This is a genomic window from Rhodoferax sp. (genome assembly GCF_025354435.1).
In the GTDB taxonomy this organism is placed as follows: domain Bacteria; phylum Pseudomonadota; class Gammaproteobacteria; order Burkholderiales; family Burkholderiaceae_C; genus Rhodoferax_B.
On the sequence record NZ_JANXMU010000015.1, the window covers coordinates 69,962 to 93,449 of the forward strand.

General features: G+C 64.8%; 24 protein-coding genes. 11 read left to right on the top strand and 13 right to left on the bottom strand.

Features of this window, described 5'->3' with window-relative positions; translation table 11 throughout:
* Nucleotides 1–173: 173 nt before the first annotated feature.
* On the bottom strand, nucleotides 174–3,128 hold the full coding sequence (locus tag Q0T48_RS03885) for a DNA topoisomerase III (protein WP_295952645.1): 2,955 nt from the start codon (nucleotides 3,126–3,128) through the stop codon (nucleotides 174–176).
* 145 nt (nucleotides 3,129–3,273) lie between these two features.
* Between Q0T48_RS03885 and Q0T48_RS03890 the strand changes: the two genes are divergently transcribed.
* The 4 genes from Q0T48_RS03890 to crcB are packed head-to-tail and all read left to right on the top strand — an operon-like array spanning nucleotide 3,274 to nucleotide 5,613.
* On the top strand, nucleotides 3,274–3,777 hold the full coding sequence (locus tag Q0T48_RS03890; RefSeq protein ID WP_295952648.1) for an SET domain-containing protein-lysine N-methyltransferase: 504 nt from the start codon (nucleotides 3,274–3,276) through the stop codon (nucleotides 3,775–3,777).
* On the top strand, nucleotides 3,774–4,532 hold the full coding sequence (locus Q0T48_RS03895) for a biotin--[acetyl-CoA-carboxylase] ligase (protein ID WP_295952650.1): 759 nt from the start codon (nucleotides 3,774–3,776) through the stop codon (nucleotides 4,530–4,532). The genes Q0T48_RS03890 and Q0T48_RS03895 overlap by 4 nt, the downstream gene beginning before the upstream one ends.
* Before the next feature lie 4 nt (nucleotides 4,533–4,536).
* Nucleotides 4,537–5,205, top strand: coding sequence for an SPOR domain-containing protein (locus Q0T48_RS03900; protein ID WP_295952653.1), 669 nt, complete (start codon nucleotides 4,537–4,539; stop codon nucleotides 5,203–5,205).
* Between the two features lie 9 nt (nucleotides 5,206–5,214).
* A complete protein-coding gene (gene crcB, locus Q0T48_RS03905; protein WP_295952656.1) occupies nucleotides 5,215–5,613 on the top strand; it encodes a fluoride efflux transporter CrcB in 399 nt (132 codons plus the stop codon).
* Here the strand turns inward: crcB and Q0T48_RS03910 are convergent.
* Nucleotides 5,610–6,812 (bottom strand): class I SAM-dependent methyltransferase, encoded by a 1,203-nt coding sequence (locus Q0T48_RS03910; protein WP_295952659.1) that lies wholly within the window; start codon nucleotides 6,810–6,812, stop codon nucleotides 5,610–5,612. The genes crcB and Q0T48_RS03910 overlap by 4 nt on opposite strands.
* Nucleotides 6,813–7,000: 188 nt before the next feature.
* Here Q0T48_RS03910 and Q0T48_RS03915 point away from each other — a divergent pair, with 188 nt between their 5' ends.
* From Q0T48_RS03915 to Q0T48_RS03925, 3 genes are all read left to right on the top strand, one after another.
* The gene (locus Q0T48_RS03915; protein WP_295952661.1) at nucleotides 7,001–7,441 is read left to right on the top strand and encodes a hypothetical protein; all 441 of its coding nucleotides are present in this window, start codon (nucleotides 7,001–7,003) and stop codon (nucleotides 7,439–7,441) included.
* Nucleotides 7,442–7,493: 52 nt separating this feature from the next.
* Nucleotides 7,494–7,883 (top strand): surface-adhesin E family protein, encoded by a 390-nt coding sequence (locus Q0T48_RS03920; RefSeq protein ID WP_295952664.1) that lies wholly within the window; start codon nucleotides 7,494–7,496, stop codon nucleotides 7,881–7,883.
* A 234-nt stretch (nucleotides 7,884–8,117) separates the two neighbouring features.
* The gene (locus Q0T48_RS03925) at nucleotides 8,118–8,684 is read left to right on the top strand and encodes a hypothetical protein (RefSeq protein WP_295952666.1); all 567 of its coding nucleotides are present in this window, start codon (nucleotides 8,118–8,120) and stop codon (nucleotides 8,682–8,684) included.
* An 86-nt stretch (nucleotides 8,685–8,770) separates the two neighbouring features.
* On the opposite strand, the gene Q0T48_RS03930 is transcribed toward Q0T48_RS03925, so the two are convergent.
* The 9 genes from Q0T48_RS03930 to Q0T48_RS03970 all read right to left on the bottom strand — a co-directional run bounded on the left by Q0T48_RS03930 (nucleotide 8,771) and on the right by Q0T48_RS03970 (nucleotide 17,160).
* A complete protein-coding gene (locus Q0T48_RS03930) occupies nucleotides 8,771–10,246 on the bottom strand; it encodes a sensor histidine kinase (RefSeq protein ID WP_295952668.1) in 1,476 nt (491 codons plus the stop codon).
* Between the two features lie 68 nt (nucleotides 10,247–10,314).
* Complete coding sequence (locus Q0T48_RS03935; RefSeq protein WP_295952669.1) at nucleotides 10,315–10,755, bottom strand: nuclear transport factor 2 family protein; 441 nt, start codon at nucleotides 10,753–10,755, stop codon at nucleotides 10,315–10,317.
* Nucleotides 10,752–11,513: an SDR family NAD(P)-dependent oxidoreductase gene (locus Q0T48_RS03940; protein WP_295952672.1), complete on the bottom strand. Its 762-nt coding sequence runs from the start codon at nucleotides 11,511–11,513 to the stop codon at nucleotides 10,752–10,754. Before Q0T48_RS03940 ends, Q0T48_RS03935 begins: the two co-directional genes overlap by 4 nt.
* A gap of 64 nt (nucleotides 11,514–11,577) precedes the next feature.
* The gene (locus tag Q0T48_RS03945; RefSeq protein ID WP_295952679.1) at nucleotides 11,578–12,102 is read right to left on the bottom strand and encodes a DUF3833 domain-containing protein; all 525 of its coding nucleotides are present in this window, start codon (nucleotides 12,100–12,102) and stop codon (nucleotides 11,578–11,580) included.
* The gene (locus Q0T48_RS03950) at nucleotides 12,099–13,358 is read right to left on the bottom strand and encodes an MFS transporter (RefSeq protein ID WP_295952682.1); all 1,260 of its coding nucleotides are present in this window, start codon (nucleotides 13,356–13,358) and stop codon (nucleotides 12,099–12,101) included. The genes Q0T48_RS03945 and Q0T48_RS03950 overlap by 4 nt, the downstream gene beginning before the upstream one ends.
* A complete protein-coding gene (locus Q0T48_RS03955; RefSeq protein WP_295952715.1) occupies nucleotides 13,355–13,804 on the bottom strand; it encodes a chalcone isomerase family protein in 450 nt (149 codons plus the stop codon). The genes Q0T48_RS03950 and Q0T48_RS03955 overlap by 4 nt, the downstream gene beginning before the upstream one ends.
* 86 nt (nucleotides 13,805–13,890) lie before the next feature.
* Nucleotides 13,891–15,120 (bottom strand): cyclopropane-fatty-acyl-phospholipid synthase family protein, encoded by a 1,230-nt coding sequence (locus tag Q0T48_RS03960; RefSeq protein WP_295952717.1) that lies wholly within the window; start codon nucleotides 15,118–15,120, stop codon nucleotides 13,891–13,893.
* A gap of 13 nt (nucleotides 15,121–15,133) precedes the next feature.
* Nucleotides 15,134–15,880 carry a DUF1365 domain-containing protein gene (locus Q0T48_RS03965; RefSeq protein WP_295952719.1) on the bottom strand — a complete coding sequence of 249 codons (747 nt, stop codon included), beginning with the start codon at nucleotides 15,878–15,880 and terminating at the stop codon, nucleotides 15,134–15,136.
* On the bottom strand, nucleotides 15,877–17,160 hold the full coding sequence (locus Q0T48_RS03970) for an FAD-dependent oxidoreductase (RefSeq protein WP_295952743.1): 1,284 nt from the start codon (nucleotides 17,158–17,160) through the stop codon (nucleotides 15,877–15,879). Before Q0T48_RS03970 ends, Q0T48_RS03965 begins: the two co-directional genes overlap by 4 nt.
* Nucleotides 17,161–17,619: 459 nt before the next feature.
* On the opposite strand from Q0T48_RS03970, the gene Q0T48_RS03975 reads away from it, so the two are divergent.
* On the top strand, nucleotides 17,620–18,486 hold the full coding sequence (locus Q0T48_RS03975; RefSeq protein ID WP_295952721.1) for a ferritin-like domain-containing protein: 867 nt from the start codon (nucleotides 17,620–17,622) through the stop codon (nucleotides 18,484–18,486).
* 1 nt (nucleotide 18,487) lies between these two features.
* On the opposite strand, the gene Q0T48_RS03980 is transcribed toward Q0T48_RS03975, so the two are convergent.
* Nucleotides 18,488–19,690, bottom strand: a complete 1,203-nt coding sequence (locus Q0T48_RS03980) for an HD domain-containing phosphohydrolase (RefSeq protein WP_295952724.1) — start codon at nucleotides 19,688–19,690, stop codon at nucleotides 18,488–18,490.
* Nucleotides 19,691–19,761: 71 nt separating this feature from the next.
* Between Q0T48_RS03980 and rfaE2 the strand changes: the two genes are divergently transcribed.
* Nucleotides 19,762–20,265 (top strand): D-glycero-beta-D-manno-heptose 1-phosphate adenylyltransferase, encoded by a 504-nt coding sequence (gene rfaE2 / locus Q0T48_RS03985; RefSeq protein ID WP_295952726.1) that lies wholly within the window; start codon nucleotides 19,762–19,764, stop codon nucleotides 20,263–20,265.
* Complete coding sequence (locus Q0T48_RS03990; RefSeq protein ID WP_295952727.1) at nucleotides 20,258–21,376, top strand: SLC13 family permease; 1,119 nt, start codon at nucleotides 20,258–20,260, stop codon at nucleotides 21,374–21,376. The genes rfaE2 and Q0T48_RS03990 overlap by 8 nt, the downstream gene beginning before the upstream one ends.
* Nucleotides 21,377–21,436: 60 nt before the next feature.
* Here Q0T48_RS03990 and Q0T48_RS03995 read toward each other — a convergent pair whose 3' ends face one another.
* Nucleotides 21,437–21,799 carry a tautomerase family protein gene (locus Q0T48_RS03995; RefSeq protein ID WP_295952730.1) on the bottom strand — a complete coding sequence of 121 codons (363 nt, stop codon included), beginning with the start codon at nucleotides 21,797–21,799 and terminating at the stop codon, nucleotides 21,437–21,439.
* 225 nt (nucleotides 21,800–22,024) lie between these two features.
* Here Q0T48_RS03995 and tkt point away from each other — a divergent pair.
* Nucleotides 22,025–23,488: transketolase (gene tkt / locus Q0T48_RS04000; protein WP_295952746.1), on the top strand; the 1,464-nt coding region annotated here is incomplete at its 3' end.

Genomic DNA, 23,488 nt, shown 5'->3' on the forward strand with positions numbered 1-23,488 from the left:
GCCTGTCCCAAGAAGAAACCCACCACATCGCAGGCATCCGCAATATAGAGGAAGACGCGCAGACACCGACAGACCGTAGCCTCTCGCATGCGGGTAAGAGTTTTATATAAAAATAGCCGCCAGCGCAGTAAGTACCTGCACTGACAGCTACGTTTTAGATAGCGCCTGTTTTTTTAAGCTAAGTGCTTGCCGATCAGCCCGGTCAACTCAAACATGTTGATCTGCGGCTTGCCGAAGACCGGGGCCAACAGTGCGTCGGCGTTGATGTTGCGCTTGTTGGCGGCATCTTGCAGGTTGTTGGCCTTGATGTAGTCCCACAGCTTTTTAATGACCTGCGGGCGCGGCAGGGCCTCGGCACCGACCACCGCAGCCAGGGCCGCGCTGGGGGTCAGGCCGCCGGTGCTGGTGCTGGCCTTTTTGACAGCAACTTTCTTGGTGGGCACTTTTTTGGCGGCAGCCACCTTCTTGGCTGGAGCGGCCTTTTTTGCCGCAGCCGACTTGGCTGCAGGGGCGGCTTTGGCAGCAAATTTGGCCGCAGCACCGGGGCGGGGCGGGAACTTGCTGGGGGCAAATTCAAAGTTCACCTTGCCCGCTTCCGCGTCCCAGGCCAGGTGGGCCTTGAAGGCGCGGCGGGTGCGCATGGAGACGAACTTGTCCAGCAGGTCGGTCTTGCCGGTGGCCAGCAGCTTGGACATCTGGGCGTTTTCTACCGGCTGCTGCAAAATGATTTTGCCGCTCTTGAAGTCGCAGCTTGGGGTGGGCTGGGCCAGCGTGGGCACGGTTTTTTCGCAGACAAAGTTGGCTCCGTGCTCGTGCACCGGGCTGCCGCATTTGGGGCAGTTGCCCAGCGATGGCGCATCGCCAAAGTCCACCAACTCGCCGGATTCTTCGCCCTTTTTGTCGTCGCCAAAGTCGAATTCCAGCTTGTAGTTCTTGGTTTCCTCGTCGAACTTGATGGTCATCTCGGCGGTGAACGGCCAGCCTGCCTTGGAACGGAAGCCCTCCAGCGGGCCGATCTTGCGGTCGCGCATGAACTGCTCGACCTCGGCACGCTCGAAGGTGCGGCCGGCAGGCGATTTGCCAAACGAGAAGCCGCAGCCGTCACTGTGGCCGTCGGCCCCGGTACAGGTGTAGCGGCGGTAGTTTTCCTTGACGATGCCGCCGCAGTTGGGGCAAGGCGTGGCCACGGTGATGTAGTCGCCGGGGATGGTGTCGCGGTCGTATTCCTTGGCTTTTTTGACCATGCGCTCGGTCATGCCCGCAATCTCGGCCATGAAGCTGGCCCGGCTCAACTGGCCGCGCTCCATCTGCGCCAGCTTGTATTCCCACTCGCCGGTGAGCTCGGCCTTGGAGAGTTCTTCCACGCCCAGGCCGCGCAACAGCGTCATCAGCTGGAAGGCCTTGGCGGTGGGCAGCATTTCGCGGCCCTCGCGCAGCAGGTATTTCTCGGCGATCAGGCCTTCGATGATGGAGGCGCGGGTGGCAGGCGTGCCGAGGCCTTTTTCCTGCATGGCTTCGCGCAGCTCGTCGTCGTCGATGGTCTTGCCCGCGCCTTCCATGGCCCCCAGCAGGGTGGCTTCGGAATAGCGCGCGGGGGGTCGGGTTTTCAGGGCCTTGGGGTCGGCAGCGATGGTTTGCACAGTTTCGCCGGGGCGCACGATGACCAGGTTTTTGCCGTCTTTTTCATCGTCGTCGTTGACGGCTTCCTTGCCGTAGATGGCCAGCCAACCGGGTTTGACCAGCACCTTGCCGTCGGTGCGGAAGGCGTATTTTTTGGCTTCCACGGCCACGGTGCTGATACGCGTCGTGATTTGGTATTCGGCACTCGGGAAGAACACCGACATAAAGCGGCGCACCACGAAGTCGTACAGCTTTTGCTCGGCATCGCTCAGGCCGCTGGGGGCTTGCAGCGTGGGGATGATGGCAAAGTGGTCGCTGACCTTGCTGTTGTCGAACACGCGCTTGGTCGGCTTGACGTAGTGGTTCGCCACCGCCTGCTTGGCAAACGGGGCCAGGTGCGCCATGCCGCTGTTGGCCAGCATGGCCATGGTTTCATGCACCACGGGCACGTAGTCTTCGGGCAGGGCGCGGGAGTCGGTACGTGGATAGGTCAGGGCCTTATGGCGCTCGTACAGGCTTTGCGCCAGGGCCAGCGTGGTCTTGGCGCTGAAGCCAAAGCGGCTGTTGGCCTCGCGCTGCAGCGACGTGAGGTCGAACAAAGCGGGCGATGCCTGGGTGGTGGGCTTGCTTTCTTCGGTGACGGTGGCGGGCTTGCCGCGGGCGGCGTTGGCGATGTCCTGGGCTTCGCGGGCGGTCCAGACGCGGTCTGCACGCTGCTCAGGGTCGGGCTGGCCGTCTGGGCCAGACGGCGGTTTCTTGAACTGCGGGTCGAACCATTTGCCGGGGTAGGCACCGGCCTCGGCCTGGAAGCTGCCGTGGATTTCCCAGTAGTCGCGGCTGACAAACTTGCGGATTTTTTCCTCGCGCTCCACCACCACCGACAGGGTGGGGGTTTGCACCCGGCCCACGGTGGTCAAAAAGAAGCCCCCGTCGCGCGAGTTGAACGCGGTCATGGCGCGGGTGCCGTTGATGCCGACCAGCCAGTCGGCCTCGGAGCGCGAGCGGGCGGCATCGGCCAGGCCCTGCATCTGCGCCTCGGAGCGCAGCGCACCAAAGCCGTCGCGGATGGCTTGCGGCGTCATGGACTGCAGCCACAGGCGGCGCACCGGCTTGGCCAGCGGCTTGCTGCCCCCGGCGTACTGCTCGATCAGGCGGAAGATTAGCTCCCCCTCGCGGCCCGCATCGCAGGCGTTGATGATGTCGGTCACGTCCTTGCGCTTGGCCTGCTTGACCACGGCGTTCAGGCGGGTTTTGGTTTTGTCGACGGGCTTGAGGTCGAAATACGGTGGGATGACGGGCAGATGCGCAAAGCTCCACTTGCCGCGCTTCACGTCGAACTCTTCCGGGGCCTGGATCTCCAGCAGGTGGCCCACCGCGCTGGTGACCACGTACTTCTCGCTCTCGAAATACTCGTCGAACTTTTCAAACTTGCCTGCGGTGGGCGTAAGCGCCCGCACGATGTCTTGTGCAACAGACGGTTTTTCTGCAATCACCAATGTTTTTGTCATAGGAATTTCGCCAATTTCTGAATTCTGTGGGGGGCTTTGCGGGGCGGCGGCTCTTATATAGCCGGGGCCACTTCTACAATCCGTTTCAACCAGTGTGCAATTGCGCACGCTTGGTTCCCTTATTTAAGTTAACAGAGTTTTGCCCTTGACTTCCAAAACCCCCGTGAAAGCCGTTACAAAAACCGGCCGCCGCATCCAGGTGCGCCGCTCTGGCGTGCATGGCAAAGGCGTTTTTGCCCTGCAAGACATCGCCGCGGGCGACACGGTGGCCGAGTACGTGGGCGAGGTCATCTCGTGGGATGAAGCCCAGGAACGCCACCCGCACGACCCCGCGCAGCCCAACCACACCTTCTACTTCCATGTGGATGCGGACCGGGTGATCGACGCCAACTTTGGCGGCAACGCCTCGCGCTGGATCAACCACGCCTGCGAGCCCAACTGCGAAACCGACGAGCAAGACGGCCGCATTTTCATCATCGCCCTGCGTGACATTGCCGCGGGCGAAGAGCTGAACTACGACTACGGCCTGATGTTGGAAGAACGCTACACCCCCAAGCTCAAGGCCGAATACCCCTGCTGGTGCGGCGCACCCAGCTGCCGGGGCACGCTGCTGGCCCCCAAGCGCCGTATCAGCAAGTTGCGCAAATGATCTGGCCTGCCGAGTCCATCTGGGAAGCCATCTACCCGCTGCTGCCCGACTTCACCGTCGAGGTGCTGCCGCAGGTCGATTCCACCAACAGCGAACTGATGCGCCGCGTGCGCGCCGGGCACTTTGAGCCCACCCTGCTGGTGGCCGAGCAGCAAACCGCGGGCCGGGGCCGCCTGGGCCGCGACTGGCACAGCGCCGTGGGTGCATCGCTGACCTTTTCGCTGGCGCTGCCGCTGGCCCCCGCCGACTGGTCCGGCCTGTCGCTGGCCGTGGGCGTGAGCGTGGCGCAGAGCCTGCACCCCGACTTGCAGCTGAAATGGCCCAACGACGTGTGGCTGCAGGGCCGCAAGCTCGGCGGCATCCTGATAGAGACCGCCGGCCAGGGCGACCAGCGCGTAGCCGTCATCGGCATCGGCCTGAACATCGCCCCCCGGGAGGCGGCTGGCCTGTCCACGCCCCCGGCCTGGCTGCAGGAAGTGCTGCCGGACGTGGATGCCGGTGCCGCCCTGCTGCGCATCGCCGCGCCGCTGGTGCAGGCCCTGAAGGCATTCGAGCTGGCCGGGTTCGCCCCGTTCCAGCCGCAGTTTGCCCAGCGCGACCTGCTGCTGGACCGCGCCATCACGCTCAGCAATGGCACCGTGGGCATGGCGCGCGGCGTGGACCCGCTGGGCGGCCTGCGGGTGCAAACCCCCGAAGGCATGCAGACGGTGACCAGCGCCGAAGTCAGCGTGCGCCCCGCCAAAGATGGCAGTTAAGCCGATGCTGCGCGGAATCGTTTTATTTTTGCTGCTGGCCAACGGCGTGTATTTCGCCTGGTCGCAGGGCTTGTTGGCGGCCTACGGCCTGGCACCGGCCCCGGTGTCCGAGCCGCAACGGCTGGAGCAGCAAATCCACCCCGAAATGGTGGTGCTGGTGCCGCCGCACAGCGCGGAGGCGGCTTCTGCGCCCACCCAGGTAGCCAGCGCCCCTGCCGAGCCCACCGAATGCCTGACCGCGGGCATGTTCGACGTGGCGCGCGGCACTCTGCTGGCCAAAGCCCTGGCCGATGCCCTGCCCGCCGGGTCGTGGTCGCTGGAGCCGGGCGTGGAGCCGGGCCGCTGGATGGTCTACATGGGCCGCTACGCCAGCACCGAGCTGCTGGAGCGCAAAAAGGCCGAACTGCGTGGCATGCACGTCAAATACGAGCCCGCACCCGCCAACCTGGAGCCCGGCCTGTCGCTGGGCAGCTTTGACACCGAAGCCGCGGCCAACAAGCTGCTGGGCGAGGTAACCCAGCACGGGGTACGCACCGCCCACGTGGTGGCCGAGCGCCTGGAATCCCACGGCATGCGGCTCAAGCTGCCCACGGTGGATGCGGCGCTGAAAACCCGGCTGGAGGCGCTGAAACCGGCGCTGGGCGGCAAAGCCCTCAAAACCTGCCCGGCTTAGGAGCCCGACATGGAAACAATCCACCTAGTTCGGTCGCTGCTGGTCATTTCCCTGGGGGCTTCGCTGGGAGCCATCCTGCGCTGGGGCCTGGGCCTGGCCTTCAACGCGGTGTACCCCAGCATCCCGCCGGGCACCTGGCTAGCCAATATGCTGGGCGGCTACCTGATCGGTGTGGCCGTGGCCTACTTTGCCGACCATGGCGGCTTGCCACCCGAATGGCGGCTGCTGGTGATCACCGGTTTTCTGGGCGGCCTGACCACCTTTTCCACCTTCTCCGCCGAGGTAGTCACCCTGGTCCAGCAGGGTCGGATGCTGTGGGCCGGGCTGGCCATCTCCGCCCACGTGGTGGGCTCCCTGCTGATGACCATGCTGGGCATGGCCACCGTGGGCTGGGTCAAGACTTTTTAAACGCCTGCTACCGCTAGGCGCCAGAGCGACGTGACTTCCGCCGCCCGCGCTGCATGCAGGGCGGCCGTGGCATCGGTGGCCTTGGGGTGCAGCGGCTTGGCATCCAGGCGCTCCAGCACCTTCAGTCCGTGGGTGTCAAACGCGGCCAGCAGCTCGGCGCGGGTGCGCAGGCCCAGGTGCTCGGCAAAGTCGGACAACACCAGCCAGCCCTCGCCGCCGGGTGCCAGGTGCCCTTTCAGCCCGGCCAAAAAGCCCAGCAGCATGCGGCTGTCTTCGTCGTACACCGCGTGCTCGATCGGTGAGCCGGGCCGGGCAGGCAGCCAGGGCGGGTTGCAGACGATCAGCGTGGCCTGGCCTTCGGGGAACAGATCGGTTTGCACCACCTGCACCTGCTTGGCCACGCCCAGCAAGGCCAGGTTGTCGCGGGCACAGGCCAGGGCGCGCGGGTCGGTGTCGGTGGCCACCACCTGGGCCACGCCGCGCCGTACCAGCACGGCGGCCAGCACGCCGGTGCCGGTGCCGATGTCAAATGCGACGCCGGGCGCTGGCAAGGGTGCTTTCGCCACCAGGTCGATGTACTCGCCGCGCACCGGCGAAAACACGCCGTAGTGCGGGTGGATGCGGTTCAGCGGGGCCTCGCCCAGCGCCGCGATCTCCAAGCCCTTGCGGCGCCATTCGTGGGTGCTGGTCAGGCCCTGCAGCTCGCGCAGCGTGATGACCGACGGGCCGACGGCCAGGTCCGCCGGGCCCCAGGCTGCCAGGCAGGCGGCATGCACATTGGGCGCGCGGCGCAGCGGGATGGTGTAGTCGGCGTTCACCGGCAGCAGCAGCATGTTCAGCACCCGGGCGCGCTGGGCCTGGGCCTGGCGGTACAGGTGGAAGGCCTCGGCGGGGGCGGCGGCCTCCTTGGGGGCTTTGCGCTGCTTGCGTGCCGGGGTTTTGTCGATGCGCCGGGCGATGGCCTGCAGCAACTGGCGGGCGTTGTGGAAATCGCCGCGCCACAGCAGGGCCGTGCCCTCGCAGGCCAGGCGGTAAGCGGTGTCGGCGGACATGGTGTCGTCGGCCAGCACCACGCGCTTGGGCGCGGGCGCGCCGCGCTCGGAACGCCAATGGGCGGACTGGGGCTGGTCGGCTTCGGTCCAGTGGATGGTGCTGTCGGCGGGTAGCGTAGAGGGAGAAGAGGCAATAGGGGTAGGCATAGTCGGCTTCTTTTAACAGATGGGCCGCACGGGCCCGCACCGCGCGCCTGGTGGCAAGCTGGTTTTGCTATGTTTTTAATAGCTAATAGCGTAAGTAGCATATGCACTAGCGGCCTATTTCTTATAAATTTATAGGTAACTCCGTCGAATGTATAGTGGCCAGTCCGCCACCTTGGGGATTTGGGAGCATGCGATTTCTGCTATTCACCGCGCTGCTGGCCGCGCTGGCCCCGGCCGCCGATGCCGGGGTGTTCACCACCCGCTGCCTGGTCGCCGAGGGCGGCAAAAAACCCGTCCAGTTACAGTTCAGCACCGTGGGCGATGACACCAGCGGCTGGAGCGGCGGCTTCGTGCGCTACGGCAGCCACAGCCGCCCCATCAGCCTGGTGCGCCTACGCGAGTCGCACGTGGAAACCGCGCCCGGCAGGCCCTTTGCGTTCACCACCGTCTGGCTGGAAATGGTGGGCGGCCAAGCCGCGGGCAGTTACGAGGTGGAAACCCAGGGTGCCCGCATCCAGCGCTTCGTCTACACGCCCAAGCGCAGCAGCCTGGGTACCACCTCGTTTATGGAGAACCCCGCCATCGACGTGGGCGACGACGGTGCCTGCCGCTGGACGGCCACGGGCTAGTCCATTGACCTGGCGCAACATCCCCGCCCGCAGCTTGGCCACAATCCACCCCATGAACAAAGCTCTGCTGCTGCCCCTGCTATGGGCCCTGGCCTGCGGCCCGGCGCTGGCTGACTGGGTACGCATCTCCAGCAGCGAGGCCTCGGTCTTCTACATCGACTCGGCCATTCCCCCCAAGGTCGGTTCCAACGTGATGGTCTGGATGCTGCGCGACCACACCACGCCCCAGGTGGGCGCAGGCGAGCCGTATGCCTCGTCCAAAGACCAAATCGAAATCGACTGCGCCGCCCGCCGGGTGCGCCGCATCTATGCGTCCGAGCACCCCGAACCCATGGGCCAAGGCAAGATGGTGTTTTCCGAGCACGGCCCCATGAGTTGGAACGCCGTCGCGCCCCGCACCATCCTGCGGCGCGTGGTGGATACGGCGTGCATGCATCCCTGAGGCGGTCAATCCAGACTCTTTACCATCCCCTACTAGCATGTCATTTCATCCACTAAAAATCTGAGCGGAACTATGAAATGGATTGCAATCGGATGCCTCTGCGCAGCCTGGACGCTGCCGCTACTGGCGCAATCGGTCGACACCCCCACACCCAAGCCAGGTGACACCTGGACCTATAAGCTCACGACCGAAAGGGGCTCCGCCGGTTGGACACAGAGCCACGAGGTTTTCACGGTGTTGCGCGCAACCTCCACCAGCATCTACTACCAAACCAAGCAAGAGGGCTCGACCCAGCCGCCACGCGAAGCAGTGGCAGGGATCGACTGGAGCCGTGTGCGCGATGTCAACGGCAAGGAAACCGTGGTCAACCGCCCCCTGGCGTTTCCCTTGACGGTAGGCAAAACATGGAATCTGGACTACACCGAACAGCACCCGAACAAAGGCCACAAGACCGAGACCTTCCACAACAAATACACGGTCATCGGCTACGAATCCATCCAGGTCCCTGCAGGTACCTTCAACGCCTTGAAGATAGAAGCCGAAGGCCGTTGGGAGGCAGAAATCGAGCCGAGCCAATCGACCCTGGCAACGACGCAGGCCATGCAGAACACCACGGTCGCCGTCGCACAGGTCACGAAAACGCTCGCTGCCACCGCTACAGGACGTACCTACAAGGCCTTCTGGTACGCACCCGAAGTCAAACGTTTCGTGCGCACCGAGGAGGAGTACTACAGCAATGGCGGAATCCGCAACGAACGCTACACCAGCGAGCTAGAGGCTTTCACGCAGAACACACAGTGACAAGCACCGCTGACATGGCTTTGTGCTGGAAGGCGCGGTTGCTTTTTCAGACCCATTGAGCGCCTCTGCAGCGGGCGGCAGAAAGCTCACTCCTCCCCAGACCCCGCCCTCGCAAACCGCACCGCCACCCGCGTACCCGGCGGGGTGGCACCGGGGTGGGCGTCTTCCAGGGTCACTTCGGCACTGTGCTGGCGGGCGATTTCCTGGACGATGGACAGGCCCAGGCCGGAGCCGTCGGCTTCAGTGCCCAGGGCGCGGTAGAAGGGCTGGAACACCAGCGGGCGCTCGGCCTCGGGAATGCCGGGGCCAGTGTCTTCCACCTGCAGCAGCACGCTGGGGTTGGCGCGGCCAATCGGACTGATGGGGCCGATGGGGGTGTCGGTATCGGCCAGCACGCGGGCGGTGATGATGCCGCCCGAGGGGGTGTAGTTAATAGCGTTGTCCACCAGGTTGCGCACCAGTTCCTTGATCAGCGTGGGGTTGCCGTTGAGCTGCACGCCGGGGTTGCCGGAGTCGGCACCCTCAAAACCCAGGTCGATGCGTTTTTCCAGCGCGCGGGGGACCGAGTCGCGCACCACTTCCATGGTCAGGCGGGCCAGGTCACAGAGCTGCAGGCTCAGGCTGACGCTGCCGTTTTCGGCCCGGGCCAGGGCCAGTAGCTGGTTGACGGTGTGGGTAGCGCGCACGCTGGAGCGGCCAATTTGCTGCAACGAGCGTTTGAGTTCGGCCGTGCTGGTGCCTTCGCGCTGGGCCAGGTCAGCCTGCATGCGCAGGCCCGCCAGCGGGGTTTTGAGCTGGTGGGCGGCATCGGCCAGAAAGCGCTTTTGGGTGGCAATGGAGTCTTTGAGCCGGGTCAACAAGTCGTTGACGGACGAGACTAGCGGCGCAACCTCCAGCGGCACGGCTTTTTCGTCCAGCGGGCTCAGATCGTCCGAGGTACGGGCGCGGATGCGTTCTTCCAGGCGCTTCAGGGGCTGGATGCCGCGCGCCAGCGCCAGCCAGACCAGCAGCACGGCCAGCGGCAGGATGACGAACTGCGGCAGCATCACGCCCTTGATAATTTCAGCCGCCAGCACCGAGCGCTTTTCGCGCGTCTCGGCCACCTGCACCAGGGCCAGCGGGCTGCCGGGCAGGTCCAGCGTGACCCACAGGTAGGCCACGCGCACGTCGAGGCCGCGCATTTCGTCGTCACGCAGGTGCACCGGGCCTTCGGCGGGCTTTTCGGTGCTGGGCGGCGCAGGGAAGTCGTGCTCGCCGCTGAGGTACTCGCCACGCCCGCCCAGCACCTGGTAGTAGACCTGGTCGGAGTCGTCGGCGCGCATGAATTCGCGGGCGGGCAAGGGCAGGTTGAACTGCGCCTGGTGCGGCTGCGACACCACCAGCAACTGCGACAAGGCCTGTACGTTGTATTCCAGCGCCCGGTCAAACGGCTTGCCCGCAATGCCCTGCGCCACCAGCCAGGTCAGCGCCAAGCTGATCGGCCACAGCAGCAGCAGGGGCGTGAGCATCCAGTCCAGGATCTCGCCGAACAGGGAACGTTGCTCGCGCTGGAAGATTTTCACGGGGTGGGGGTGGGGTGGATCACCTCGGCATCTTAGCCACACCGCCCCTTACGTAAGCTGACGCAGGCTTACGCGTTGGCGCGGTTTTTCAGCCAGCACATCAGCCCGCCGACCACCGGCAGCTTTTCGTACAGCTCCTCCGCCGCATCCCAGTAGTCGCGGTGCAGGGTGATGCGGCCCTCTGCGTCCAGCTGCAGGTGGCTACCGCCGTGGATAGTCTGGTCGGTGCCAGTGGCGAAATTTTTGAAACGGAAGTGGAAGTCCCAGGTCAAAAAGCACTGGGGGCCACTGGCGATGCGCTCCAACACCACGAAGCGCGGGGCCTCCAGCGCGGTGAACATGTGGGCGTAGATGGCCTGGATGGCAGGCACGCCTTGCACGTCCTTGAACGGGTCTTTGAAGCGGGCGTTGGGCGCATAGAAGTCGCCGCAGCGGGCGACGGATTGCGGGGTCAGCGTCTCGAAGAATTCGACGATGCTGTCGATAGACGTGTCGATAGGGTCGCTCATAGCCCGGTCATCCGGCGGATGGCGGGAAAGTAGGCGCGGTAGGGCAGCAGGCGCAGGGTTTTCATCCAGCGGGTGAAGCGCTTGGGGAAGTGGATTTCAAACTGGCCCCGGGCCCAGCCGCGCAGGATGGCGCTGGCGGCCTGGTCGGAGGTAATGAGGGCGGGCATCTGGAACTCGTTTTGCGCGGTGAGCGGGGTTTGCACAAAGCCGGGGCAGATCAGGCTCACGCCGATGCCGCTGTCGTGCAGGTCCAGGTACAGGGTTTCGGCCAGGTTGATGAGCGCGGCCTTGGTGGGGCCGTAGGCCAGGCTTTGCGGCAGGCCGCTGTACCCGGCCACGCTGGCCACCAGGCTGATGTGGCCATGGCCCTGGCGCAGCAGGGTGGGCAGCACGGCATCCAGCATGTGCAGCGCGCCCACATAGTTGACCTGCAGGTGCTGCTGCATCTCGGCCAGGCTGTAGGCGGTGGCGCGCTGGGGGCGGTAGTAGCCCGCGCAGTAGACCACCGCGTCGATGCGGTCCAGCGATGCGGCGGCGGCGCGCACGGCGGCCGGGTCGGCCGCGTCCAGCGGCAGGGCCTGCGCGCCTGGGTGCTCGGCCACAAAGGCATCGAGTGCGGCGGCCTGGCGGGCCGACACCACCACCTGCGCGCCCTGGCCGTGCAGCAGCTCTGCGGTGGCGCGACCAATGCCGCTGGACGCGCCGATCAGCCACACGGTTTTGCCACGCCAGTCGGTGAGGGGGGGATTCAGTGCCATGGTATTTACTATGATTTCAATAGCTTCTAGTGCAGGTGGAATATGCGCTAGAGGCCGATTTGGCTTAACGTTTGGTGAAAGACAAGGTAACCTCGCCCAGCTTGATGCCCAGCTTGCTCATGGTGGCTTTGTTGAGCATCACCTTGTCGGTCATGAGGTACATCCAGTCGTCAAACTGCACGTTGTAGACCGAGCCGTCCACCGGCAGGGCCAGCGTGTACTGCCAGTGGAAAGCGTTGCCGCTTTCCGCGCCCAGAGCCGTGCCGACCACGTCGTCGGCCCGGCCTGTGTAGCGGCCATCGGCTTCGCGGTGCAGGCGCCAGACGCGCTTTTGCAGCGTGCCGTCGGAATAGGTAAACGACTCGTCGAGCACGCCGTCGTCACCGGTCCAGCTGCAGACCATCAGCACGGTGAAGCGCTTGACCACCTTGCCGGAGCGGTCAGTGAACACACCGTACGCGTCCAGCGTGCCGTTGAAGTAGGTCCGCAAATCGAGCTTGGGCGTTTGGCCCGCATAGTCGGCGACCTGGGGACCCGCACAGCCCGCCAGGGCAGCACTGGTGGCGAGTAAAAGAAGACGGCGTTTCATGGGGAGTCCTTGGAGCGAATGATGAGCAAATAGAGCGCTGCCGCCGCTGCCAGCTTCAGGGCGCAGGGCAGCAGGCAGTAGGTGGCGGTGAGGGCGTTCAGGGCGGCGGCATCCTGCGCGCCGGGTGTGTAGCCAAAGTGGGCCAGCAGTGGCAGGGCCAGGCCGGCGGCCAGGGCCAGGTTCAGCTTGGTGGCGAAATTCCACCAGCCGAAGTACAGGCCGGCGAAGCCCTGCCCGTTAGCGCCTTGCTTTTGCACCAGGCCCGCCAGCAGCGCGCTGGGCAAAGCCAAGTCGGTGCCCAAGGCAATACCAGATGCAGCGCAGACGATCAAAAACGCCGTGCTGTCGCCCGCGCCCAGCACCGACGCACCCACAAACGCCGCCACCGCCACGCCCATGCCTACCAGCCAGGTGCGCGCCAACCCCAGCCGGGGGACCACCCGCAACCACAGCGGAATCGACAGGGCGGCGCACAGAAAGTAGGTGGCCAGAAACAGCGGCTGCAGCGCCTGTGGGGCCTGCAGGCGGTCTTGCACAAAGAACAGCACCAGGGTGGCGGGCACGGCGCTGGCAATGCCGTTCACCATAAACACGCCCAGCAGGCGGCGAAAGGCGGGGTTGTGCAGCGGTTTCAGTAACGTGGCGTGGGTCTTGGACGGGCTTTGCGGGGCGGGCGCGATGGCGCGGGTCCAGGCCAGCCAGCCCAGGGCCAAGGCCAGCGCCAGCAGCACCACCGTGGTGGGCAGGCCCAGCAGCACCGGGGCTACGCTGGCGGTCACCACCCCCACCAGGCCCAGGCCTTCGCGCCAGGCGACGATGCGGCTGCGCTGGGCCTCGTTACCGCCCAACAGCCCGGCCCAGGACTGGTGCAGCACGCCCAGGGTGCTGTAGGCGGTGTAGGTGATGACCAGCAGGGCCGCAGCCCACAGCAGCACGTGGTCTTGGGTGGCGGGAAAGAACAGGCCCCAGAAGCCCAGCGCCATGACCACCGCCGCCATCGCCGCCACGCCCAGCACGGCGCGGGCAGAGCGGGCAAACAGCGCATCACCCCAGCGGCCCAACAGCGGGTCGATGATGCCGTCGAACAGGCGCGCGCCCAGCAAGATCTGCCCCAGCACGGCCAGCGGCACGCCCAGGGTGGTGGCGTAGTGGTTGGGCAGTACGACGTACAGCGGCAGTGCCACAAAGGCCAGCGGCAGGCCCATCAGGCCGTACACAAAGCCGTTGCGGGCGGTGAATGCCGCGGCAGAAGTCATGGGGTGCCCGCCAGCAGCGCCTTGCGCATCGCCGGCTCGGAGGTTTGGGGCGACAGCCAGATGCCAAAGAACAGGCGCGCAAAGTCACCATCGCTGACCTCGCCGGTGGGCTGGCCATTGGTGAGGAAGCGGGCGGTGCGGGTCTGCGGCAGGTAGATGCCCAGGATGCGGTCGTTCTTTTTCACGTCGGAAAACGCTGCCTCCAGCTTTTGCTGCCAGGCCTTGGCCTGTGCGTCAGAAATAGGGGCGCTGCGGCGCATCTCGTCCAGCGAGCGGCGGGCGATGTCGGCGCGGCTGAAGTCGCGCAAGTAGTGCAGTTCCAGCGCCAACGCGGTGTCGGCATAGCGCGCGGCCTGGAAACCAGGGGCCACCCACAGCTGCGCGTCGTAGATGTCAAAGCCCCAGACCTTCAGCCGGGTGCTGCCCACCAGGCGGGCCTGTGGCATGGCAGAGGCCACGTCGGTAGGTACGTCCGCCGCCCACAGATTTAAGCAAAATAGGCCACTAGCGCATATAAAACCTACGCTAGTAGCTATTTTTTTAATAGCGTGTACTGAACGAGGTTGATGTTGCCCTTGTCGAAGGCGGCTTCGCAGTAGGCCAGGTAGAACTCCCATAAGCGCATGAACCTTTCGTCGAAACCGAGTTGCAGCACCTCTGTGCGGGCAGCCAAGAACTTGTCGCGCCAGCGGCGCAGGGTTTCGGCGTAGTCGGGGCCGAAGGCGAATTCGTCCACCACCTCCAGCCCGGCCGCCAAGGCTTCGCGTCGGAATTCGCGCGGGCAGGGCAGGCAGCCGCCGGGGAAGATGTACTGCTGGATGAAGTCGGTGCTGGAGATGTAGCGCTCGAACAGGCTGTCGTCGATGACGATGCTCTGCACACAGGCGCGGCCACCGGGTTTGAGCAGGCGGGCCACGGTCTGGAAGTAGATGGGCCAGTATTCGCGGCCTACGGCTTCGACCATTTCGACGGAGCAGATCGCGTCGAAAGGCGCATCGGCAATGTCGCGGTAGTCTTGCAGGCGCAGGTCGGCGCGACTGTCCACGCCCAGGCGCTGCACCCGCTGGTTGGCAAAGGCCAGTTGCTCGGTGCTCAGGGTCACGCCGGTCACGTGGGCGTTGAATTCGATGGTGCCCATTTCGGCCAGCGCACCCCAGCCGCAACCAATCTCCAGCACCCGGTCGCCGGGCTGCACCTGGGCCATAGCCAGAGCGCGGCGGACCTTGGCGTTTTGCGCCTCGCGCAGCGGTTTGTCCAGGTCGCCCTCGAACCAGGCGGACGAGTAGTTCATGCTGTCGTCCAGCCACAGGCTGTAGAAGGCGTTGCCCAGGTCGTAGTGGGCGTGGATGTTCTTCTGGCTGTTGGCCTTGGTGTTGCGGTTGAGCAGGTGCTTCATGCGGTACCACAGGCGGCCCACCCAGTTGCCGTAGATCACGTCTTCGATTTCTTGCCGGTTGCAGATGAAGACGGTGAGCAGATCGGTCAGGTTGGGAGTGGTCCAGTCGCCGTCGATATAGGTTTCGGCCACGCCGATGTCGCCGGATTTGAGGGCCGCCGAACACACATTCCAGTTCTTCAGCGTCATGGCCGCCGTGGGAGCGTCGCCGTGCTGCTGGTGGTTGCCAAACACGTGCATGCTGCCGTCGGGCAACTGCATGGTGATGCTGCCGTGGCGCAGGCGTTGCAACAGCTTTAGGGCGGTGCGGGCGGCGGCGGGCGCATCGCTGGGCACGGAAAAGCGGGGGGCGGTGGTGGTGTTCATGGCGTTTCTGTCTCTATCTCGTCACAAAATCTTTGGGCGGCAGAGGTTTGCTGAAAAATCGCACGCGTTTGCGCCACAGGCGGAAGGCCTGCCAGTGGATGCGCGCCACCACGCCCAGCGTCATGGCCGGATAACGCCACAGCGCCTGGCGGATGCTGGCCGGGGTGATGGGCTGCAGCGTGCCGCTGACGCTGGTTTCGATGAGCGCGCCCTGCTGGTCGTCATAGTCCACGCGGGCTACGGTGCGCTGTACCTCTTGGTTCTCGGATCGCATGAAGCGGAAGCGGTAACCACCCTCCACCGGGCAAAACGGCGACACGTGGAACACCTTGGCTGCCGTCAGCTCCACGCCGTAGCGGGGCTGGTCCAGCACGTAACAGTGGCGCTCGCCAAAGGTGTTGTTGACCTCGACCACGATGGCCCGCAGGCTGCCGTCGGCACGGTGGCAGTACCAGAAGCTGACGGGCTTGAAGGTGTGGCCGAAGACACGCGGGTAGCAGTGCAGCCAGATTTCGCCGTCGGCATCGGTAATGCCTTCACGCTGCAGCAGGGCCTCCATCCAGGCCAGCGCGCTGCCTTGGCCATCGCCGTGGTCGCAATCGTAAAAGCTCAGAGCGGCGCGGCGGTTGATCGCCAGCGGTGTGTTGCACAGGTTGCGCATGGGCAACATCAAAAAGTAGGTGGGGTAGGCGAAAGCGTGGCGCACCGGACGCAGCCGGGTGTGGCGGACCTGGCCGAAGCCAATCTGTGCCTGGTTCATACCCGGGCCTTTAGCAACTCAGCCACCGCCAGCCCGGCTTTCAGGCCGTCTTCATGGAAGCCGTAGCCCATCCACGCGCCGCAGAAATAGGTGTTCTGCTGGCCTTGCAGCGCGGGCATGCGCTGCTGGGCGGCGATGGCGGCGAGGTCGAGAACCGGGTGTGCGTAGTCAAAAGTGCCCATGACATGGGTACGCGGAATCTCGCGGGTTGGATTCAACGACACCACGACGGGCTGCGCCCAGCACAGGGGCTGCAGCTTGTTGAGCCAGTAATGCAGGCACACGCGGGCCGATTCGGTGGCGGTGGCCGGGGCGCGCTCGTAGTTCCAGGCGGCCCAGGCCGCGGGGTTGCGTGGCAGCACCGAGGCATCGGTGTGCAGCACGGCGCGGTTGGCGTGGTAGTGGATAGCGCCTAGCGTGGCCTGCTCAGCTTCGCTGGGGGCGGCCAGCAGGGCCAGAGCTTGGTCGGAATGGGTGGCCAGCACCACTTTGTCGAAGCGCTCGGTGCGGGCAAAGCCGTGGTGCTGGCTGGTGATAAACACGCCATCCAACGTGCGCTCGATGCGCATCACCGGGCTGTTCAGGCGCTTGTCGGTAATCTTGGCGGTGATCTTGTCCACGTAATGCCGCGCGCCGCCAGTCACCGTCCACCACTGGGGGCGGTTCAGCACCTGCAGCAGACCGTGGTTGTGGCAAAAGCGCACCATGGTCACCACCGGGAACAGCAGCATCTGTGCGGTGGGGCAGCTCCAGATGCAGCCCATCATCGGCAAAAAGTACCAATCGCGGAAGGCGGCGCCAAAGCGGTGCTGGTCCAAGAATTCGCCCAGCGGCTGGGCTAGGGCGGCATCGTTTCCCTCCAGCGCGAGCTGGGTGGTGATCTTGTTGAAGCGCAGCAGGTCGCGCAGCATGCCCCAAAAGCGCGGGCTCCACAGGTTGCTGCGCTGGGCGAACACGCTGGCCAGGGTGCTGCCGCTCCATTCCACATAGCGTTCGCCAGGTATCTGGGCCGAGAACGACATATCCGTCTTGGATGTGGCCACATTCAACTCGGCCAGCAGGGCAATGAGCTGCGGGTAGGTGCGTTCGTTGAAGACCAGGAAACCGGTGTCCACACCGTGGGTGACTAGGCCGTCGGGGGTGGGCAGGGTCAGATCGACGGTGTGGGTATGGCCGCCAAAGTAGCTGCCCGCCTCAAACAGCGTGGTGTGGGCCTGGCCCTGCAGGCTGTGCGCCACCGCCAGCCCGGAGATGCCGGAGCCGACGATAGCCAGTTTTATGCGGCTGGGCATACCGCGGGAAGGAAAGTGGCTGCGAAGCACCCCAAGGCGAACGAGGGAGTGAGGGAGGAGGAGAACCGCCCCGGGGTTGCGTTCCGACACACAGAGTGCGGACGGCTTCGCTGCCAGAAAAAGGTGTGCGTCCCATCGGCCGCTGTGCCGGTACAGACAGGCCCTGACCGCCATAAGTTCCCGACCCGCGCCGCAAGACGGGGGTAAAGGAATGTGAAGCGCGGAGTGGGTGGGAAACACATATAACGATAATATACCAATCAGTCACTTTGTGACCAACAAGTTTTATTTTATCTGCGGATGTGTCGGACTGCCACCCTTCTATCATAAAGGAGCGGATTGACCGCCTAAAATGAAAAATTGCGACTTGCACAGCGCCTGCCGAGAAAGGCTTGAATCCGCACAGGCCGGTGCTGCGTATAGTCTTAGGTGTTACGAAGGATTGCCATGCTCTACCCTGAACTTTTCAAACAACTAGAAGCTGTGCGCTGGAACATGGACAAAGACGTTCCATGGGACGCGTTTGACCCGGCGCTGCTCTCTGACGAGCAAGCGCAAACCATCAAGATGAACGCCATCACCGAGTGGGCGGCCCTGCCCGCCACCGAGATGTTTTTGCGCGACAACCAAGATGACAGCGACTTCTCCGCCTTCATGTCGATCTGGTTTTTTGAAGAGCAAAAACATTCGCTGGTGCTGATGGAATACCTGCGCCGCTTCCGCCCCGAGCTGGTGCCCACCGAGCAAGAGCTGCACGACGTGCGTTTCGAGTTCGACCGGGCCCCGCCGCTGGAAACCCTGATGCTGCACTTCTGTGGCGAGATCCGGCTGAACCACTGGTACCGCCGCGCTAGCGAATGGCACTCCGAGCCGGTCATCAAAAACATCTACATCAAGCTCAGCCAGGACGAAGCCCGCCACGGCGGTGCCTACCTGCGCTACATGAAGCGCGCCATCGCCAACGTGGGCAACGAGGCCCGTACCGCCTTCACCAAGGTCGGCGTACTGATGGCGAGCGCCCGCCGCACGGCCCAGGCGCTGCACCCCACCAACCTGCACGTGAACGAGAGCCTGTTCCCGCGCGACACCATCCAAAGCCGCCTGCCCGATCCTGCTTGGCTGGAGCACTGGCTGGACACGCAAATCAAGTTTGACGCGGTGTGGGAGGGCAAGGTGGTCGATCGCATCCTGCACAACCTGAGCCTGCTGATGGACCGCAGCTTCAAGACCGTGCAAGAGCTGAACCGCTACCGCAAGGAAGTCAGCAAAGAGCTGGCGGCCGAAGTGGAACCGGCAGTTCCCGCCGCCACCTGAGTTAGATCAACGCCAGCAGCTTCTCGAGCTGCACCTGCACCTTCACTTCGCGGTGCGGTACGTGGCCGATGATCTTGGTGGTCGGCATATTGGTTTCGCGCACGATCATCTCGCCCATGGGCATGCCGTCGCGGTTGATGATCACCGCCACGCGCGGGGCCGTGGTGTTGGCGCTGCGGCGAATGACCATCGCCACCTCGCCATTCGCCAGCCGCACATACACCCCCGGTGAGTACACGCCCACGGCCTTGATCAAGGCCGCGCCGGCCTGGTCCACATGCTGTTTTTCGTCGAAATAACAGGCCTGCATGGCGGCATTCGGTGGCATCGACAGGCGGCCGACCCGCGGGGACAGCCGGGCGATGAAGGTGTCTGCCAGCTGCAGCAGCCGGGCCAGGCGCATGGCCACGGTTTTGGCCTCCAGCGGGCCGGGCGCTCGGTCGTGGTGGTGGCGCACCGCCAGCAGCCAGTCTTCGTTGTCCACGCCCATGGCCACCAGCATGCTGAAAGCGCGCTGCGCGTGCTGCTCCACGGCTTCGATCTGCTTGGCCGTCAGGGCCTGGTTTTGCACCGTCAACTCGTCCTGCAGCGCGGTCATGGCGATGTTCATGGTCAGCGCGGCCTTGCCCAGCGTGGCATCCTGGTCGGACGGCCAATTCAGCACCTCGCGCGCGGCCAGGCTGCACACCACGTAGACCAACATGGCGTGGGTGGCGCTGTACATCTGCACCTCGGTGGCTGACAAGTGCATCAGCGCGCACAGCGTGGCATCGGGGTGGTGCTCCACCAGGGTGTGCAGCTCGGTGTAGAGCTTTTCCAACCGGGGCAGAAACTGGTCGCCCTGCGGGTCGCGCAGCAGGCCGTTGGCGCGGATTTGCAGCGCCGTCCAGTCGGGAATGCGGGTCGCTTCGGTGGCGGTACCCTTGGCCAGGTCCGATACCTCCAGCTGCATTTCGGCAATGTCGCCCAGTGGGGTCTCCGTGCGCACCATGTCGTACAGCTTGCCGACGTAGGCGCGGTGGTTGTCGGCGGCATCCACGTCCACACACAGGGTCATGCCGCGCGAAGTCCAGTAGGTGATCTCCTCGCGCTCGGTGATGATGTAGCCCTTGTGCGCCAGCAGCACGCCCTGCTCATTGCGCAAGGCGAACGGCAGCGGTTGTCCGAGGCGCAGTGTGGCGGTGTTGACGGCAATGAGGTTCATGGTGTGGGCAAGAGTATCAGTTCCATCATCGGCAAAGCAGCGCGGTTCTTGAGGGCTGCTAGCATTTGCGCATGACTGACACCTTAGCCCCTCCCGCCTTTCTGGCCAAAATCTGCAGCCGTGCCGACGCACCGGCCCGGCTCGCCGACCTGCCCCGCCCCTGGGTGTTTACCAACGGCGTGTTCGACATCCTGCACCGCGGCCACGCCAGCTACCTAGCGCAGGCCCGGTCGCTGGGCGGCAGCCTCATTGTGGCGCTGAACAGCGATGCTTCGGCCCGCCGCCTGGGCAAGGGCCCGGACCGCCCACTGAACGCCGAGGCCGACCGCGCCGTGCTGATGGCCGCGCTGGAGTCGGTGAGCCTGGTCACCTGGTTTGACGAGAACACGCCGCTGGAGCTCATCACCGAACTGCGCCCCGACATCCTGGTCAAAGGCGGCGACTACGACATGCAAAAGCTGGCCGAGACCGCCGTGGTGCAGGCCTACGGCGGCACGGCGCGGGCGATTCCGTTCGTCGATGGCTATTCCACCACCGCGCTGGTGCGCAAGATCCAGCAGCCGCGCGGTGGCTGAGCCGCTGCAGCGCGCCTGGCGGGCGCTGCGCCAAGACACTTTTCTGCAAATCCTGCTGCTGGGGCTGGTGGCCCTGAGCTTCGCCACCCGTACCCCGCTGGCCGCCTACCCCAGCCTGGTGGACTGGCCCACCATTGCCGCCCTCACCGGTCTGCTGGCCCTGACCCAGGGCGTGGAGGCCAGCGGCGCCCTGCACCGCCTGGGCCACTGGCTGGTGGGCTACATGACCAGCGAACGCGCGGCCGCCCTGTGCCTGGTCAGCGCCGCCGCCGTGCTGTCCACCGTGCTGACCAACGACGTGGCGCTGTTCGTCATCGTGCCGCTCACCCTGGGCATCTGCCGCATCACCCCGCTGCCGACCACCCGGCTGGTGGTGTTCGAGGCGCTGGCGGTGAATGCAAGCTCGGCCCTCACGCCCATCGGCAACCCGCAAAACCTGTTTCTGTGGCAACTCTCGGGCAGCTCGTTTGGCAGTTTTGTGCTGCACATGCTGCCGCTGGTGGCGGTGCTGATGCTGTTGCTGCTGGCAGTGACGGCCCTGGCCTTCTCAGGCCGCGCCCTGCAGGCCACCGACCCCGTCACGGAACACCCGCTCAACCGGCGGCTGCTGGGCGCGTCGCTGCTGCTGTACCCCGTGTTTTTGGTGCTGACCGACCTGCACTACGCCCCCTGGGCCCTGGTGGCCGTACTGCTGTGCCTGGGGGCTTTGCACTGGCGCGTGCTGGCGCAAATCGACTGGGGGCTGCTGCTGGTGTTTGTGCTGATGTTCATCGACCTACGCCTGCTGGTCGGGCTGGATGCCGTGCAGTACGCACTGGCAGGTTGGGAACTGGCCCAGCCGCTGCACCTGTTCTGGGCTGGCATCGCCACCTCGCAAATCGTCAGCAACGTACCCGCCGCGATTGCACTGGCCGAGTTCTCCAAAAACTGGAAGGTGCTGGCCTATGCCGTCAACATCGGCGGCTTCGGCCTGATGGTCGGCTCCCTCGCCAACCTGATCGCCCTACGCATGGCACCAGATAAAAAAGCCTGGATCAGCTTCCACATCTGGTCCCTGCCATTTTTGGTGGCCGGGGCGGCAGTGGGCTGGCTGCTGCTGTTTGCTATGTAAAAAGTAGCTACTAGCGTATACCGAATATGCGCTAGAGGCCTAAAAAGCTTAAACTTTCCATTACAGCGCGCTGGCAGGTATGCCGCGTATGCCCCAGCTTTCCATGGGTGGCTCGGTCAGCACCACCATGATGTCGGCGGGCGCAATGCCCAGGGCACCCAGGCGCTGCATCAGGGCCTGGTACAGCGCGCGCTTGGTCTCGATGGGGCGACCGGGGAACATCAGAATATCCACCAGGGTGTAGTTCTCGGTCTTGCCGGGGGCTACCCAGAAGTGCTCGGGGCGGTGTTCGATGTAGCGGATCTGGCGGTCGTTTTCGGGCACCTGCAGGGCATCGCGCAGGGCCAGGTAGACGGCTTCCATCAGCGCGGTAACTTCGGCGGCGGGGCGGCTGCGGCGGACTTCGATTTTGGCGAGCGGCATGGGGGTTCGGGATGGGTGGGCTGGGGCATCCATTGTGATGCCACGCACCCCGTGTTACCGGGCCAGTACACAGCGCCCAATGGCAGCCCCGTAAAATACCGGACTCACAAGAATCCTCACCCTGCATTTCCACTGGAGCACCCCCCGATGGCCGATACCCTCTTGAGCGCAACCACCCCTGACGTAGCGGCACCCGCGCAGGCCACGGGCAAACCGTCGGCCGCCATGGCCAACGCCATCCGCGCGCTCGCCATGGACGCGGTGCAAGCCGCCAACTCGGGACACCCCGGTGCTCCCATGGGCATGGCCGACATGGCCGTGGCTTTGTGGGACCAGCACCTGCAGCACAACCCGAAGAACCCGAACTGGATGAACCGCGACCGCTTCATCCTGTCCAACGGCCACGGCTCCATGCTGCTGTATGCGCTGCTGCACCTCACCGGCTACAAGCTGCCCATGAGCGAGCTGAAGAACTTCCGCCAACTGCACAGCAAGACCGCGGGCCACCCCGAGTACGGCATCACACCCGGCGTGGAAACCACCACCGGCCCGCTGGGCCAGGGCATCACCAACGCCGTCGGCTTCGCGCTGGCCGAGAAGCTGCTGGCGCAAGAGTTCAACCGTGACGGCCATGCCATCGTCGACCACCACACCTACGCCTTCATGGGCGACGGTTGCCTGATGGAAGGCATCAGCCACGAAGCCGCGGCCCTGGCCGGTGCCTGGAAGCTGAACAAACTGGTCGCCCTGTACGACGACAACGGCATCTCCATCGACGGCCAGGTCGCGCCCTGGTTCATCGACAACACCGCGCTGCGTTTTGTGGCCTACGGCTGGAACGTGATCGGCCCGATCGACGGCCACGATGCGGCTGCCGTATCGGAAGCCATCACCCACGCCAAGGCCCAGGCCGAGAAGCCCACGCTCATCATCTGCAAGACCCATATCGGCAAAGGCAGCCCGAACCGCGCCAACACCGCCAAGGCCCACGGCGAACCCCTGGGTGCCGAAGAAATCAAGCTGACCCGCGAAGCCCTGAACTGGCCTTACGCCCCGTTCACTATTCCCAAGGATATCGCTGCCGCCTGGGATGCCAAGAGCGCCGGTGCCGCCCGCGAAGCCGCCTGGAACACCCAGTTCGCCGCTTACAAGGCCGCCTTCCCCGCTGAAGCCAAAGAACTGCTGCGCCGCATGAAGGGAGAGCTGCCGAAGAACTTCGCCCAGACCGCCGTGGACACCGTCATCGCCGCCCACACCAAGGGCGAAACGGTTGCCTCGCGCAAGGCCTCGCAACTGGCACTCGAAGCCTTTACCGCCGCCCTGCCTGAAATGCTGGGTGGCTCGGCCGATTTGACCGGCTCCAACCTGACCAACACCAAGAGCACGCCCAACCTGCGCTTCGACACCATTACCGGTGTGGGCAACGGTGGCCGCCACATCAACTACGGCGTGCGCGAATTCGGCATGGCCGCCATCATGAACGGCGTGGCCCTGCACGGTGGCTTCATCCCCTACGGCGGCACCTTCCTGACCTTCAGCGACTACAGTCGCAACGCCATCCGCATGGCCGCGCTGATGAAGCTGCGCGTGGTGCACGTGTTCACCCACGACTCCATCGGCCTGGGCGAAGACGGCCCGACCCACCAGTCGGTCGAACACGCCGCCAGCCTGCGTTTGATCCCCAACCTG

Coding starts and splice junctions, on each gene's coding strand:
- Q0T48_RS03960 (WP_295952717.1), bottom strand. CDS start 15,120: ATGAACACCACCACCGCCCCCCGCTTTTCCGTGCCCAGCGATGCGCCC.
- Q0T48_RS03940 (WP_295952672.1), bottom strand. CDS start 11,513: ATGGCACTGAATCCCCCCCTCACCGACTGGCGTGGCAAAACCGTGTGG.
- Q0T48_RS03955 (WP_295952715.1), bottom strand. CDS start 13,804: ATGCCACAGGCCCGCCTGGTGGGCAGCACCCGGCTGAAGGTCTGGGGC.
- Q0T48_RS03965 (WP_295952719.1), bottom strand. CDS start 15,880: ATGAACCAGGCACAGATTGGCTTCGGCCAGGTCCGCCACACCCGGCTG.
- Q0T48_RS03950 (WP_295952682.1), bottom strand. CDS start 13,358: ATGACTTCTGCCGCGGCATTCACCGCCCGCAACGGCTTTGTGTACGGC.
- Q0T48_RS03885 (WP_295952645.1), bottom strand. CDS start 3,128: ATGACAAAAACATTGGTGATTGCAGAAAAACCGTCTGTTGCACAAGAC.
- crcB (WP_295952656.1), top strand. CDS start 5,215: ATGGAAACAATCCACCTAGTTCGGTCGCTGCTGGTCATTTCCCTGGGG.
- Q0T48_RS03945 (WP_295952679.1), bottom strand. CDS start 12,102: ATGAAACGCCGTCTTCTTTTACTCGCCACCAGTGCTGCCCTGGCGGGC.
- rfaE2 (WP_295952726.1), top strand. CDS start 19,762: ATGACTGACACCTTAGCCCCTCCCGCCTTTCTGGCCAAAATCTGCAGC.
- Q0T48_RS03915 (WP_295952661.1), top strand. CDS start 7,001: ATGCGATTTCTGCTATTCACCGCGCTGCTGGCCGCGCTGGCCCCGGCC.
- Q0T48_RS03910 (WP_295952659.1), bottom strand. CDS start 6,812: ATGCCTACCCCTATTGCCTCTTCTCCCTCTACGCTACCCGCCGACAGC.
- Q0T48_RS03920 (WP_295952664.1), top strand. CDS start 7,494: ATGAACAAAGCTCTGCTGCTGCCCCTGCTATGGGCCCTGGCCTGCGGC.
- Q0T48_RS03995 (WP_295952730.1), bottom strand. CDS start 21,799: ATGCCGCTCGCCAAAATCGAAGTCCGCCGCAGCCGCCCCGCCGCCGAA.
- Q0T48_RS03980 (WP_295952724.1), bottom strand. CDS start 19,690: ATGAACCTCATTGCCGTCAACACCGCCACACTGCGCCTCGGACAACCG.
- Q0T48_RS03895 (WP_295952650.1), top strand. CDS start 3,774: ATGATCTGGCCTGCCGAGTCCATCTGGGAAGCCATCTACCCGCTGCTG.
- Q0T48_RS03975 (WP_295952721.1), top strand. CDS start 17,620: ATGCTCTACCCTGAACTTTTCAAACAACTAGAAGCTGTGCGCTGGAAC.
- Q0T48_RS03900 (WP_295952653.1), top strand. CDS start 4,537: ATGCTGCGCGGAATCGTTTTATTTTTGCTGCTGGCCAACGGCGTGTAT.
- Q0T48_RS03935 (WP_295952669.1), bottom strand. CDS start 10,755: ATGAGCGACCCTATCGACACGTCTATCGACAGCATCGTCGAATTCTTC.